This is a genomic window from Bradyrhizobium prioriisuperbiae (genome assembly GCF_032397745.1).
Lineage (GTDB): Bacteria > Pseudomonadota > Alphaproteobacteria > Rhizobiales > Xanthobacteraceae > Bradyrhizobium_A > Bradyrhizobium_A prioriisuperbiae.
Genome location: NZ_CP135921.1, coordinates 294708 through 308159, shown reverse-complemented (window position 1 = coordinate 308159; position 13452 = coordinate 294708). Strand labels below are relative to the sequence as shown.

Sequence of the window (13452 nt, the reverse complement as noted above, 5' to 3'; positions counted from 1 at the left end):
TGTGGTCTCATGTCTCACATGCCGACCTTACGGCAACATTGCGGTTTGCGGGCTCAGCGGCCCCAGAAGGCCGGGGTTGCCTTGAACCGGCGCCATCTCTTGCGCAGCGTTTTCGCAATGGCGATCTGGTCGCGCGCTTGCCAGCCGGCAACGGCGCCGATGGCGAGGTGAAGCGTGGGGCGGCCTTCCTGCCGGATGGTATCCAGCAGAATGCGAGTGCCGCCGATGTCATGCGCGCGCCCGAGGTTCCCCTGCAACTGGGCGAGCCGCTCGGCATAGCGCCGCGCGGTCGCGGACGCGGCGTACAGCGGCAGGAAAAAGTCCGTCGCATAACGCAGCTTCTTGAGGTCGATCCGAAGATCGTGCTGCGCTTCGATATCGAGTCGCCGGAAATGTGCGCCACGCTTGAGTGCCTTGCGGTGCAGTCGTCCCAGGATCCGGTCGGCGAGCGTGATCATCGGTTGCGACAGCAGCGCCAGGGCATGGCTGTCGATGTCGTTGCGCCAGCCTCGGCGTTCGATCCAGTGTCCGAGCGTGAGCAGGAAACGGCTGCAGCGCGGATCGGCGAGCGCGCCATGCAGCTCGCCGTAGCTCGATGTGCGCTGCCGGTCCACCGCCTCGCGCAACTCGCCGAAATCGATTTCAGGTAGTTCCGTCGCGAGCCGGCGAAGCGTGGTCGTGGCAAGCACGTCCCACTCCCGGGCCGGGCCGAGCTGCTGCATCAGCCATCTTGCTTCGCTGTTGATCGTCTGAAACGAGGGCGAGGGAATGTCACGCCGGAACAGCGTGCAGAGCGTTCGCAGCCGCCGCAAGGCGACACGCATTTGGTGCACGCCTTCCGGATCTTTTCCGTCTTCCACCACCTTGCGATTTTTCAGGATGTGATGCCAGCAACCGCCGACCAGCAGTGCAATGACGTCGTCGACCGTCTGGTTGGCGGCGATGTCGGGGGACTCGGCCTTCGCTGACGCAGGCGTCGTGTCGAACGCCAGCGCGTAGCCGCGTTCCGCCTTGCTTTGGGTCGCGACCTGCAGCGGCGCGGCATCGAGCAGCTGCGTGCCCAGATCGAACAGCGCTCCGGCATTGCCGCTTTTCAGTTCGAGTTCGATTTCCGACAGGGCTTCCTGGCGCGAACCGGCCTCGATCGTTCCCTCATCGAAGGCGATTTCGATCGATGCCTCGGGCAGATCGAGTTGTCGTGCGTGCCGGCGAAACTTGGTTGTAAACACCGGCACCAGCGCGCTGCTCGCCAATGTTGTCATCGGATCGCCGATTTCGCCGATTGGCAGTCGCGCAAGGTCGGGCGTGAGACCGCCGACCGGCATTTCCCATTGCCGCCGCGCCAGCGGCTGGCGGGCGTCGGGCATGAGCTTCAGCGTCTGAATGAAGTGTTTTCCGTTGCGCCGCACGCGTAGCGACATGCCGTGCTGAAACAGCACCCGCTCCGGCGTGTCATAATACACCGATTCAAGCCGGCGAAATGCGCCGCGATTACGCGCATGCTGCGTCACCACCGGCAGGTCGCGCAGCTTGTCCAGAATGCCCTGCGGCGCCAATAGCTTAAGTTCGATTTCGGTTTGTTCGCCCGGCCGCACAGCAAGAGTGGCGTCGGAATCGTCCGGTACTGATTGCCTGAAAGTCACGTGGTCCCCATTCATCTTCGTCAGTCCTGACGTGTGAATATTTTGTGACATTGACAAGGCTTGTCTACTGGTTATCCACGTAGCTGCGCAGCGAATTTGCATTGGTGGCTTGGAATTTTCACCCGGCAAAGTGCGAAAATTTTTTCAGGACTCGACTTGACTCGGGCCGGCGACAAGAAAACGGGAGAAATTGCCCATGACCTCCGCGCTGTTCGACTTCACTCCGCTATGGCCCACGGGATTGCCGGCGCCCGCGGCCCGATGGACCGGGCTCGCCAGGTACAGTTTTGTCGGCGGCAATAACGATCCGGATCAGGTTCCGCTGGATGGCCTGATCGATGCAGTCAATGCTGTGTTGCGGCGCGAGGGGCGGACGTTGGCGACCTATGGGTTGGCGAGCGGCCCGCAAGGCTATCATCCTCTGCGCGAATTCATCGCGACAAAGCTGCGCCGCGATGCCGGAATCAACTGCATCGCCGATGACATCCTGATGGTGTCCGGCTCGCTGCAGGCGCTCGATCTGGTCAACCAGAGCCTGCTGGCGCGGGGTGACACCGTGATCGTCGAGCGCGACACCTATCAGGGCGCGCTGACACGGCTGAGCCGGATGGGCGTCAATGTGACAGGCATTCCGCTGGATGACGGCGGCATGCGGATGGATGCGCTGGCGGAGGCGCTGGGCGACCTCAAGCGCTGCGGCATCCAGCCGAAATACATCTACGTCATCCCGACCGTGCAGAATCCGACCGGCACCATCATGAGCGAAGCGCGCCGTGCCGAGCTGCTGGCACTGTCTCAGGAATACAGCGTGCCGATTGTCGAGGATGATTGTTACGCCGACCTGATCTGGGAGGGAGCGCGGCCGCCGGCGCTCCATGCCATGAGCCGGACCGGCGCCGTCATTCATATCGGCTCGTTCTCCAAGTCGATCGCCCCGGCGCTGCGGGTGGGCTATATCGTTGCGCCCTGGGCGGTGCTGTCGCGGATGCTCGCTCTGAAAACAGATGCGGGCTCCGGCGCGTTGGAGCAGATGGTGCTGGCCGAATATTGTCCGCCGCATTTCACCACCCACGTTCCAAAACTCACGCGCGGCCTGCGCGCTAAGCTCGAGACGCTGATGGATGCGCTCGATGCGCAGTTTGGAACCGCGGCGGAATTCTCCGATCCCAAAGGCGGCATCTTTCTCTGGGTGAAACTGCCGGATCAGGTCGATACGCTGAAGCTCTGTCAGGCGGCGCTCGCCGCGGGCGTATCCATTAATCCGGGGCCCGAATGGTCCACCGACAAGGCCCATGCCGGCAGCCGGCTGCGGCTGTGTTTCGCAAGCCCGTCCCATGAGCAGATTCGCGAGGGCGTGGCCGTGCTGGCCGAGGTTTGCCGCAAGGAGTTCGGCGTGCCCGCGCGCATCGCCAATGTCGAGCGCCGCGCCCGCTGAGGTCGCGCATGCAATGCGAACTTCGAATTCGGGACACCAGGCTGATGGATAAGTTGAACACGTCGGTGTCGACATCCGCATTCCCTCACGCGCCGCCGCGGGAGTTCGGCGTGTTGCTGCAGGTCCTGCGCAAGGCGCGTCGCATCAGCCAGCTCGATCTGGCGTCGTCGGTCGGAACGCCAAGTCGCCATATCAGCTTCCTCGAGACGGGTAGGGCGCAACCGACCCGGAGCATGATCGCGCGCTTGTCCGATGTGATGGGATTGAGCCATCGCGACCGGAATGCGCTGATGACCGCGGCGGGGTTTGCCGCGATGTTCCGGGATCGGCCGCTCGAAGCCCCCGAGATGGCGCCGACGCTCGCGGCCTTGCGGCTGATTCTGAAGCGGCATGATCCGTATGGCGCGATCGCCATCGATCGGACGTGGGATGTCATCATGGCGAGCGACGCTGCCGCGGCGACCATTGCGCGCGTCGGTCAGACTGCATCGAACGTCAGGGCATTCGAGCTGATCGCGCCGCCCCGGCCCAATACGCTTCATCTGTTGTTTCATCCCGATGGCCTTCGCAAAAGGCTCGCCAATTGGCCCGTCGTGGCCAGCGCGGTGCTGAGGCGTGTGAGTTATGAACTGGCGGGCGCCGAGTCGGCCGATCCCCGGCGTGCCGTTCTCGATCAGATCAAGGCCTATCCGGGCGTCAGCGATCTCTGGGACCGGGAGCCGTCTTCCGAAATCCTGATCCCGCTGGTGTTCAGGTTTGCAGCGAAGGAAATACGGCTGGTGAGCACGATCGCGACACTGGGAACAGCGCAGGATCTCACCCTCAGCGAAATCAAGATCGAAGCGCTTCACCCGGCCGATGATGCGACGGTGGCGTTGATTGCGGGCCAATCCTCTCTTGATCAAATCCTGACTTGATCAAGTCTTGTCCGGCTCACGAGTCATGTTTTGACCATGGGGTCGGAATTCAAGCACGTGGCTGGCGGCAGGCCAGGCTGCCTGGCCCAGCGCAAGCCATTGTGCGACGACGGCCGGCGGCATCCATCGGTCGATCGCTTCCGCATAGGCCTGACGTGTTCGCATGCGGGCCAGCCAGTCTGCGACACGTGGCCGTCCATCCATGAGCGTGGCGGTCCATCCCATGTGATCGAGGCGCGCGACATAAGGAAGTGCGGTGATGTCCGCGAGCGACAGCGCATCGCCGGCGAGATGGTCCGTCCGTGCCAGAAGCCCGTCCATCGTATCCAAAAGGGCGATTTGGGTTTTCACTGCATCCGGAAACATCGGGGATTCAACCCCGAGCTCCTGCGCTTCGCGCCGCGAGGCTCTCGCGCGTGCATCCGGCATGGCCGCGATCATGGCGTCCAGCCGCGTCGGATCGAGCGCCAGCAGCGAGGGGCGAACGAGGACGGCATAAGTCAGAAAACCGTTCGCGGCGTGGTGAATGTCGTCAAGTCGCCGGATCAAGGCGCGCATGCGCGCACGCTCCGCCTGATCGTTTGGCCGCAGCGATTGATCGGGAAAGACGTCATCCAGGTATTCCAGAATGGCCGAGCTTTCGACCATGGTTTCGCCGTCACGAACCAGGGTCGGGACGACGCCGGCCGGGTTCAACTGCCGATATGCGGGCGAGTGCTGTTGCCCGGCCCGCAGGTCGATTTCCTCACTGTCCCAGCGAAGCTTCTTCTCGGCCAGGGCCAGGCGAATTTTTTGCGACGAAGCCGAGAGTGCGTTGTGAAATAGCTTGCCGGCGTGATTCATGTGGGTCCTCGTTTCGAGGGGGATGATCGGCCCGGATGCCGCATCCACTCAATTCCCTGGCAGGGAATGGCGCCGTGCCCGCTGACGCCGTCCCACTATTTGGGCCGTCGGGTTCGAGCGCGCCGGTTCCCCGGGAGAAAGCGCGTCAGTCGGGAAACTCATCAGTTCATACGACAACTTGTCAGACCTGTGGTAGGACCTTCACACTCCGCGGCACCAGGGTGCCGCCCGACAAAAACCATGGGAAACCGGGACATGTCCGAACTTCACAAGAACTTCATCGGCGGCGAATGGGTCACCGGCGCCAAGGCCACGCGAAACGTCAATCCGTCGAACACGAATGATGTGGTTGGCGAATACGCCCAGGCCGACACCGCTCAGACACTGGCTGCAATCGCGGCCGCAAAGGCCGCCGCGCCCGGCTGGTCGCGCTCGACGCCGCAGGAGCGCCATGACGCGCTGAAGAAGATTTCCGACGAAATCTTGAGCCGCCGCGAGGAGCTCGGCGAACTCTTGGCGCGCGAGGAAGGCAAGACCCGTCCCGAGGGCATCGGCGAGGTCGCGCGCGCCGGGCAGATTTTCGACTTTTTTGCAGGTGAGGCGCTGCGGCTGACCGGCGAGAAGGTCGCCAGTGTGCGGCCCGGCATCGATGTGGAGATGACCCGCGAAGCCGTTGGCGTGGTCGGCATCATTGCGCCCTGGAATTTCCCGATCGCCATTCCCGCGTGGAAGATCGCGCCGGCGCTCTGCTACGGCAATGCGGTGGTGTTCAAGCCGGCCGACCTCGTGCCGGGCTCCGCGCATGCGCTGTCGGAGATCATTGCGCGCTCCGGCCTGCCGGCCGGCGTGTTCAACCTGACCATGGGCCGTGGCTCGGTGGTCGGCGAGGCACTGCTCAACAGCAGGGACGTCGATGCCATCACCTTCACCGGCTCGGTCTCGACCGGCCGCAAGGTGGCCGGCGCCTGCGTGGCGCGGATGGCCAAGTTCCAGCTCGAGATGGGTGGCAAGAATCCGCTGGTGGTGCTCGACGACGCCGATCTCAAGACCTCGGTCGAGGCCGCCGTCAACGGCGCGTTCTTCTCCACCGGCCAGCGCTGCACCGCATCGTCCCGGCTGATCGTGACCGAAGGCATTCACAACCGTTTTGTCGATGCCATGGCCGAGCGCATGAAAGGCCTCGTGATTGGCGACGCCTGCAAGGCCGGCACTCATATCGGCCCGGTGGTCGATCAGAACCAGCTCGATCAGGATTTGTCCTATATCAAGATCGGCCGCGATGAAGGCGCCAAGCTGGTCGAGGGCGGCGAACTGGTCAATCGCGAAACCCCCGGCTTCTATCTGTCGCCGGCGCTGTTCACCGAAGCCAGCAACAGCATGCGCATTTCGCGGGAAGAGATCTTCGGCCCCGTCGCGTCGGTGATCCGGGTGAAGAACTACGACGAGGCGCTGGCCGTCGCCAACGACACCGAGTTCGGGCTCGCGTCCGGCATCTGCACCACCAGCCTGAAGTACGCCTCGCACTTCAAGCGCAATTCGGAATCCGGCATGGTGATGGTCAACCTGCCGACCGCCGGTGTCGATTATCACGTGCCGTTCGGTGGCCGCAAAGCCTCGAGCTACGGTCCGCGCGAGCAGGGCCGTTACGCCGCCGAGTTCTATACCACGGTGAAGACCGCCTATACGCTGCCGTGATATGGCGGCCAGAGGGCAGTGGCCTCACCGGCCTCTGCCCTCCGGCACCTACATGCTTAATCTTTTTTCCAGGCTTTTTTTGATATCAGGCCATTCGGTCGCGATGATGCTGAAGCGGATCGAATTGCGCAGCCGTCCGTCCGGCATGATCCGCTCATTCCGGATGCAGCCTTCTTCAGTCGCGCCGAGCCGCAGGATCGCCGCGCGCGATTTGCTGTTGATCTCGTCGGTCGTGAATTGAACGCGAACGCAGCACAGCGTTTCGAACGCGAAGCGCAGCATCAGGAATTTCATTTCGGTGTTGACGAAGCTGCGCTGCCACGAGGCGGCGATCCAGGTGTGGCCGATTTCCAGTTTGCGGTTCTGGCGGTCGACCTTCCAGAAGCGCGTCGTGCCCACAACGTCGCCGGTCGCGCGCAGCACGATGACATAAGCCAGCACATGGCCTTCATCCCGCCCTGCAAGCGCACGGCTGATATAGGTTTCGACGGTGTCGTGCGACGGAACGACAGTGAACGGCAGTCTCCAGAGTTCGCCGTCGTTCGCCGCGGCGACAAGAGCCGGGCCGTCGGATTTCTCCAGCGGCCGCAGCTCGACGCGGGGGCCGGTCATCGGCTGGTTCGCAGTCACGATCCTGTCCCCGCTCATGTTGGCCGTCACGCGATCCAGAACGGCTTTTCGATCTCGCGCCGGACCGTCACAGGATTGAGGCCGACGTCGCGCAACTGCTCGGAGCTGAGATCCGACAGTTGATCGCGCGTGCGCCTGCGCTCGAGCCACAGGCCGGCAAGCTGCAACAGCATGCGCGTTTTGGCGGCGAGCTCACGCAGCTGCGGCCAGATTTGCATGGATGTCGACGTCGGGGGGCTGATGACAGGCATGGTCGGTCTCTCTCTTTGTCTCCAGTTGAGGGGATTGCCCGGATATCAATGACCGAGTACATTAATCGGTACAATCATTACATTGTACTCGGTGCAATATTGTCAGAGATTCAATACACCGCTCTGGTCGACGAGGTGGCCGCCGCCATTGCCGCGGGCCGGCTGAAGCCCGGTGACCGGCTGCCGACGCAACGCAGCTTTGCGTACGAGAAGGGGATCGCAGCCTCGACCGCGGGACGGGTCTACAGCGAACTCCTGCGCCGCGGGCTGGTGGTCGGCGAGGTCGGACGCGGCACCTTCGTTGCCGGACGCGGGCTCGCACCCTCCATCATCCGCGGCGTGCCGCATGAGGGACGCATCGATCTCGAATTCAACTTTCCCACCGTGGCCAGCCAGGCCGAACTGATGGCGAAGTCGCTCGTCGGCCTGCAGCGCCCCGATGCGCTGGCCGAAGCCATGGGCCCGGTCACCCAGCGCCGGCTCAACGCGGCGCGCGTGATCGCGGCGGCATTCCTGTCATCGGCGCAATGGCAGCCCGAGCGCGACGCCATCGTTTTCACCGGCAGCGGCCGTCAGTCGATCGCCGCCGCGATATCGGCGCTGGTGCCGGTGGGCGGCCGGCTAGGGGTCGAAGCCATCACCTATCCGATGATCAAGAACATCGCTGCGCGCCTCGGCGTCAACGTGCTGCCGATCGCGATGGACGCCGAGGGACCGCGCCCCGATGCGATCGCGAAGGCACACCGGTCCGGTGCGCTGGGGGCGATCTATCTGCAGCCGTCCATGCAGAATCCGCTGGGGCATGCGATCAGCCCGGCGCGGCGGCAGGACCTGCTGCGGCTCGCCGACAAGCTCGGCCTCTATATCATCGAGGATGCGATTTATGGCTTCCTGTGCGACAGCCCGCCGCTGGCGGCGCAGGGCAGCGAACGCTGCATCGTGGTGGACAGCATGTCGAAGCGGCTTGCGCCAGGTGTCGGCATCGGACTGCTGCTTCCGCATAAGTCGTTGCAGGAGCGGCTATCGACGGTGGTGCGCGCCGGCGCGTGGTCGGTGACGCCGCTGGCGCTCGACATCGTCTCGCGGCTGATGGCGGATGGAACCGCCGCCGAGATCGTCAAGCACAAGCGGCGGGATGCCAGGCAGCGGCAGGATATCGTGGCGGCGACGTTCTCAGGCTTTACGGTCAAGGCCGATCCGCGCTCCTATCATGCTTGGCTCGAACTGCCGGAACACTGGCGCTCGGAAGCCTTTGTCACCGCCGCGGCGCGCAATGGCGTCGCGGTGACGCCGTCGAGCGCATTCGCCATGGCTCCCGGACACGCCCCCAACGCGGTGCGGATCGCGCTGGGACTTCCCAGCCACGACGAGCTTCGCCTCGCCGGCAAGCGCCTGAGCGAACTTTTGGTTGCGCGCCACGACGAGACCGACGTCACGGAGTGACGCAGGGCGATCTGTCACCCGGAATATTCATTTGACGGGCTGCATGGCTGTCTCGCGCGATTGCGCTGGCGCCGGCCAACGGATGCTGGCATTTTTCCCATCAAGCCGGCCATACGGCGCTCCGCTTCGCGCGGAACCACGAGGAAGCGGAACGCAAGGACAAGGGCGTCATGACGTCACCGATCACTGGCGGTGTGGATTGCGACCTGCATCCCGCATGTCCCGGGCTCGACAGCCTGTTGCCCTACCTCAACGATTATTGGCGCGATCAGGTGACCACCCGCGGCATGACCGATCTGGTGTCGCAATCCTATCCGCCGAACTCACCGATCACGGCGCGGCCCGACTGGCGTCCGGCCGACGGCAAGCCGGGGGCACGTCTTGAAGATCTGACGGCGCACGCGCTCGATCCCTATGGCGCGCGTTATGGCATCTGCAATCCGCTCTACGGCGTGCAGATGGTGTTCAGCGAAGACATGGCGGACGCGTTCTGCCGGGCGCTGAACGACTGGCTGGTGCGGGAGTGGCTCGACAAGGATGCCCGGCTGCGCGGCTCGATCGTGATTCCGGTGCAGAGCGTGGAAAAGTCGGTCGCGGAAATCGAGCGCTGCGCCAAGGATCCGCGCTTCGTCCAGGTGCTGATGCTGGTGATGGGCGATATGCCGCTGGGCAAACGTGCCTACTGGCCGATCTATGCGGCCGCCGAGCGGCTGGGCCTGCCGATCGGCATCCATGCCGGCAGCGCCTACCACAATCCGCCCACTTCGGTCGGCTGGGGCTCCTATCACATCGAGGATTACGCCGCGCAGGCGCAGGCGTTTCAGACGCAACTGACCAGTCTGATCGTGGAAGGCGTGTTCGCACGGCATCCCGACTTGAAAATGGTGATGCTGGAATCCGGCTTCACCTGGCTGCCGGCTTATGTCTGGCGGCTGCATAAATTCTGGCGCGGCATCCGCATGGAAACGCCGTGGGTGGATCGCGCGCCGATGGAGATTGTGCGCAGCAATATCCGCTTCTCGCTGCAGCCGGTCGATGCGCCGCCGGATCCAGCGACATTGAACCGGCTGTTCGACCATATGCAGTCCGATGAATTGCTCCTATTCTCGACCGACTATCCGCACTGGCAGTTCGATGGCGATGCGGTGCTGCCCGAGGGAATGTCGGCCGATCTCGTGCGCAAGGTGATGATCGACAATCCGCTCGCCACCTACACGCGCCTGCAACAACCGGAACCGAAGGAGAGGATGCAATGAACATCCAGGTTCGTCCGGACACAGCCCCCGCGTCATCGACCACCGTGCGGCCTGCGATTGCCGATTGCGATATCCATCCGGCGCGCAAGGGCTCGAAGGATCTGTATCCGTACCTGGCGAAGCGCTGGCATGCGCATCTGGAAACCTATGGCGGTCATCCCTACCAGGGCATGATGTCGGGGCCGCCTTATCCCAAGGCGCAGCCCAATGCCTCGCGCCGCGATGCCTATCCGCCGGACGGCGGGCCGCAGGGCTCATCGCTGTCGTTCATGCAGCAGCAGCATCTCGATCCCAACAATGTCGCGCTCGGCGTGCTCTGCCCGCTCAACACCGGGCAGGGCCTGCGCAACCAGGATCTCAGCGCCGCGCTCGCCTCCGCCATCAATGATTGGCAGATCGCCGAGTGGACCGGCAAGGACAGCCGGCTGAAAGCCTCCGTCGTGGTCGCCAATGAGGACGGCCCGGCCGCGGCGGCCGAAATCCGCCGGCGGGCGGGGGACAAGAATTTTGTGCAGGTGCTGCTGCTCAGCCGCAATGTCGAGCCGCTGGGACAGCGCCGCTACTGGCCGATCTATCAGGCGGCGGAAGAGGCCGGCCTTCCGATCGGCGTGCATGCCTTCGGCTTTGGCGGCAACCCGATCACGGCGTCGGGCTGGCCGAGCTATTACATCGAGGAGATGGTCGGCCATTCGCAGTGCCAGCAGGCGGCGCTGTCCAGCATCGTGCTCGAGGGCGTGCTGGAGCGTTTTCCGAAACTGAAGATGATCATGATCGAGGCCGGCTTCGGCTGGGTGCCGTCACTGGCATGGCGGCTCGACCGGGCATGGGCGCGGATGCGCAGCGAGGTCCCGGACGTCAAGCGGCCGCCGTCGGAGTATATCCGCGACCACATCTTCTGGACCACCCAGCCGATGGAAGATCCGGAACGGCGCGATCATCTGTTCGATGTGATCGATTGGATCGGCTGGGACAGGCTGCTGTTCGCCACGGATTATCCGCACTGGGATTTCGACGAGCCGTCGCGCGTGCTGCCCGCCGGTGTCGGCGATGCGCAGCGCGAGGCCTTCTTCCTCGGCAATGCACGCCGGTTGTTCGGGATCGCCGGATGAGCCGTCACGTCATCGCTCCGGTCGAGGAGCTACCGCCGGGCGCGCGTAAATTCGTCACCATCGACGATCGCCCGATCGCGGTGTTCAACATCAAGGGCGAGTTCTTCGGCCTGCTGAATCGTTGCCCGCACCAGGGCGCCGCGCTGTGCGAGGGGCCGCTGATCGGGCTCGCGCAGTCGTCCAACCCCGGCGAGATCGAATACACCCGTCATGGCGAAATCCTGCGCTGCCCTTGGCACGGCTGGGAGTTCGATATCCGCACCGGACAATCCTACTGCGATCCACGCAAGTTCCGCGTCAGGGCCTATCCGGTGAATGTCGAGCCGGGGTCCGCGGTGGTGAAGGGACCTTATGTCGCCGAGACGATCGCGGTGTCCATCGAGAACGATTACGTGGTCGTCGATCTCTGAAGCCCGCTTCGATCTGTCGGGGGGCTCACGCGCCTAGTTTGTTAGTTAGTCGATCAATCAAGAATGAAATCAAAATAGGAATAGGGACACGCGATATGATCAGGACACGTTTTACCGAGCTTGTCGGCATCGAGCATCCGATCGTGCAGGGCGGCATGCAGTGGGTCGGCCGTGCCGAGCTTGCGGCCGCTGTTTCAGAAGCCGGTGGCCTCGGCATCATCACCGCGCTGACCCAGCCGACGCCCGATGATCTGCGCAAGGAAATCGCCCGCGCGCGGACGCTGACCAAAAAGCCGTTCGGCGTGAACCTCACCATTCTGCCGACCATCAAGCCGCCGCCCTATGTGGAGTATCGACAGGCGATCATCGACAGCGGCGTCACCGTCGTCGAGACCGCCGGCAACAAGCCGCAGGAGCATGTCGACGAGTTCAAGAAGCATGGCATCAAGGTCGTTCACAAATGCACCAGCGTGCGTCATGCGCTGTCCGCCGAGCGCATGGGCGTCGATGCGATCTCGATCGACGGCTTCGAATGCGCCGGCCATCCCGGTGAGGACGACACGCCGGGCCTGATCCTGATCCCGGCCGCGGCCGACAAGGTGAAGATCCCCATGATTGCCTCAGGCGGCTTCGGCGATGGCCGCGGTCTCGCCGCCGCGCTGGCGCTGGGCGCCGACGGCATCAACATGGGCACGCGCTTCATGGCGACGGTCGAGAGCCCAATCCATCAACTGGTGAAGGACCAGATCGTCGCCAATGACGAGCGTTCCACCGAATTGATTTTCCGCACCATGCGCAACACCTCGCGCGTGGCCAAAAATCCCATCAGCACGCAGGTGGTGGCGATGGAGAAGGAAGGTGCGACCTTCGATCAGGTGCGTGATCTGGTGGCTGGTGCCCGTGGCAAGCAGGTCTATGCCACCGGCGACTGGCAGGACGGCATCTGGTCGGCGGGCCAGGTGCAGGGCCTGATCAACGATATTCCGACCTGCGCCGACTTGATCGGCCGAATCGTGCGCGACGCCGAGGCGATCATCAAGGTCCGCATCGGCCGCATGATCGCGGCCTGAACCGCGGCGAGATCGGTTCGCGTCTGTTGTCGCAGCCGGCGGCCTCCAGCCTCTCGCTGCGTGGTGAAGTCTCGAATTGAGGCGCGCCGATCCCTTGGTCGGCGCGCCTTTCGTTTGACCGTCCGGTGTCTGGGTGCCTCCGGGGGCCAATCACATTTGCTTTGCAATTATTTGCATAAGCAACATTGTCATTGACAAGTAATGGGGCGATGCCTGATCCTTGATGTCGAAAAGACGGCTTGGCCGACGGCCGGCCAGCCCGTCGATGAGGGAGACACATGGCGATATCGGCAGAGTTTGACAAAACCACCACGACCGCAGCGCAAGCAAATGGGGTTATTCTGCTGTTCGCGCGGGTGCTGTTCGTGCCGCTGTTTTATTACAGCGGGATCGGCAAGGTGCTCGCGTTCGGCGTCACGGCATCGCGCCTGCCGGGCGGCGCGGAAGGGCTGGGCAATTTGCTGGCGGCCGGTGCGATCGCAATAGAGCTGGGCTGCGGAACCGCGTTGTTGCTCGGCATCTGGGCGCGCCAGGCCGCCGCGGTGTTGATTGGTTTCACCATCGTGGCGACGTTGATGTTCCATCCGTTCTGGGCGTCGCCGGAGACCCAGGTCACGCTGCAGACCGTCCAGTTCCTGAAGAACGTCGGCCTTGTCGGCGGCTTGGCGCTGGTCGCCGCGTTCGGCGCTGGCCCCTATTCGCTGCAAGCCGCACTGGCACGCCGCTAACAACATCATAACAAACAACAAG

General features: G+C 63.7%; 13 protein-coding genes. 9 read left to right on the top strand and 4 right to left on the bottom strand.

Translation table 11 applies throughout. The annotated features are described in order from the left end of the window. Positions 1–53: 53 nt before the first annotated feature. Positions 54–1658, bottom strand: coding sequence for a CYTH and CHAD domain-containing protein (locus RS897_RS01435; RefSeq protein ID WP_315834843.1), 1605 nt, complete (start codon positions 1656–1658; stop codon positions 54–56). Between the two features lie 181 nt (positions 1659–1839). On the opposite strand from RS897_RS01435, the gene RS897_RS01430 reads away from it, so the two are divergent. Further along, the gene (locus tag RS897_RS01430) at positions 1840–3078 is read left to right on the top strand and encodes an aminotransferase-like domain-containing protein (RefSeq protein ID WP_315834842.1); all 1239 of its coding nucleotides are present in this window, start codon (positions 1840–1842) and stop codon (positions 3076–3078) included. Between the two features lie 44 nt (positions 3079–3122). After that, positions 3123–3995, top strand: a complete 873-nt coding sequence (locus tag RS897_RS01425) for a helix-turn-helix domain-containing protein (protein WP_315834841.1) — start codon at positions 3123–3125, stop codon at positions 3993–3995. Here the strand turns inward: RS897_RS01425 and RS897_RS01420 are convergent, their stop codons facing one another. After that, entirely contained in the window at positions 3996–4838 is an 843-nt protein-coding gene (locus RS897_RS01420; RefSeq protein ID WP_315834840.1) for a glutathione S-transferase family protein, read from the bottom strand. It lies immediately after the preceding gene. Positions 4839–5093: 255 nt separating this feature from the next. On the opposite strand from RS897_RS01420, the gene RS897_RS01415 reads away from it, so the two are divergent. Continuing rightward, entirely contained in the window at positions 5094–6533 is a 1440-nt protein-coding gene (locus RS897_RS01415; protein ID WP_315834839.1) for an aldehyde dehydrogenase family protein, read from the top strand. 48 nt (positions 6534–6581) lie between these two features. On the opposite strand, the gene RS897_RS01410 is transcribed toward RS897_RS01415, so the two are convergent. Continuing rightward, a complete protein-coding gene (locus tag RS897_RS01410; RefSeq protein WP_315834838.1) occupies positions 6582–7163 on the bottom strand; it encodes a GNAT family N-acetyltransferase in 582 nt (193 codons plus the stop codon). A 26-nt stretch (positions 7164–7189) separates the two neighbouring features. Beyond that, positions 7190–7414, bottom strand: coding sequence for a DUF1127 domain-containing protein (locus tag RS897_RS01405; RefSeq protein WP_315834837.1), 225 nt, complete (start codon positions 7412–7414; stop codon positions 7190–7192). A 99-nt stretch (positions 7415–7513) separates the two neighbouring features. On the opposite strand from RS897_RS01405, the gene RS897_RS01400 reads away from it, so the two are divergent. From RS897_RS01400 to RS897_RS01375, 6 genes are all read left to right on the top strand, one after another. After that, entirely contained in the window at positions 7514–8857 is a 1344-nt protein-coding gene (locus RS897_RS01400) for an aminotransferase-like domain-containing protein (protein ID WP_315834836.1), read from the top strand. A gap of 170 nt (positions 8858–9027) precedes the next feature. Beyond that, positions 9028–10113 (top strand): amidohydrolase family protein, encoded by a 1086-nt coding sequence (locus RS897_RS01395; RefSeq protein ID WP_315834835.1) that lies wholly within the window; start codon positions 9028–9030, stop codon positions 10111–10113. Continuing rightward, on the top strand, positions 10110–11222 hold the full coding sequence (locus RS897_RS01390; protein WP_315834834.1) for an amidohydrolase family protein: 1113 nt from the start codon (positions 10110–10112) through the stop codon (positions 11220–11222). The genes RS897_RS01395 and RS897_RS01390 overlap by 4 nt, the downstream gene beginning before the upstream one ends. Continuing rightward, on the top strand, positions 11219–11632 hold the full coding sequence (locus tag RS897_RS01385) for a Rieske (2Fe-2S) protein (protein WP_315834833.1): 414 nt from the start codon (positions 11219–11221) through the stop codon (positions 11630–11632). The genes RS897_RS01390 and RS897_RS01385 overlap by 4 nt, the downstream gene beginning before the upstream one ends. A gap of 95 nt (positions 11633–11727) precedes the next feature. Continuing rightward, complete coding sequence (locus tag RS897_RS01380; RefSeq protein WP_315834832.1) at positions 11728–12702, top strand: NAD(P)H-dependent flavin oxidoreductase; 975 nt, start codon at positions 11728–11730, stop codon at positions 12700–12702. Positions 12703–12980: 278 nt separating this feature from the next. After that, positions 12981–13430 (top strand): DoxX family protein, encoded by a 450-nt coding sequence (locus RS897_RS01375; RefSeq protein ID WP_315834831.1) that lies wholly within the window; start codon positions 12981–12983, stop codon positions 13428–13430. Positions 13431–13452: the final 22 nt, after the last annotated feature.

Bases quoted from the DNA above. Each gene is read 5' to 3' on its own strand.
- RS897_RS01435 (WP_315834843.1), bottom strand. From the start codon at position 1,658: ATGAATGGGGACCACGTGACTTTCAGGCAATCAGTACCGGACGATTCC.
- RS897_RS01420 (WP_315834840.1), bottom strand. From the start codon at position 4,838: ATGAATCACGCCGGCAAGCTATTTCACAACGCACTCTCGGCTTCGTCG.
- RS897_RS01375 (WP_315834831.1), top strand. From the start codon at position 12,981: ATGGCGATATCGGCAGAGTTTGACAAAACCACCACGACCGCAGCGCAA.
- RS897_RS01395 (WP_315834835.1), top strand. From the start codon at position 9,028: ATGACGTCACCGATCACTGGCGGTGTGGATTGCGACCTGCATCCCGCA.
- RS897_RS01405 (WP_315834837.1), bottom strand. From the start codon at position 7,414: ATGCCTGTCATCAGCCCCCCGACGTCGACATCCATGCAAATCTGGCCG.
- RS897_RS01390 (WP_315834834.1), top strand. From the start codon at position 10,110: ATGAACATCCAGGTTCGTCCGGACACAGCCCCCGCGTCATCGACCACC.
- RS897_RS01380 (WP_315834832.1), top strand. From the start codon at position 11,728: ATGATCAGGACACGTTTTACCGAGCTTGTCGGCATCGAGCATCCGATC.
- RS897_RS01425 (WP_315834841.1), top strand. From the start codon at position 3,123: ATGGATAAGTTGAACACGTCGGTGTCGACATCCGCATTCCCTCACGCG.
- RS897_RS01415 (WP_315834839.1), top strand. From the start codon at position 5,094: ATGTCCGAACTTCACAAGAACTTCATCGGCGGCGAATGGGTCACCGGC.
- RS897_RS01385 (WP_315834833.1), top strand. From the start codon at position 11,219: ATGAGCCGTCACGTCATCGCTCCGGTCGAGGAGCTACCGCCGGGCGCG.
- RS897_RS01430 (WP_315834842.1), top strand. From the start codon at position 1,840: ATGACCTCCGCGCTGTTCGACTTCACTCCGCTATGGCCCACGGGATTG.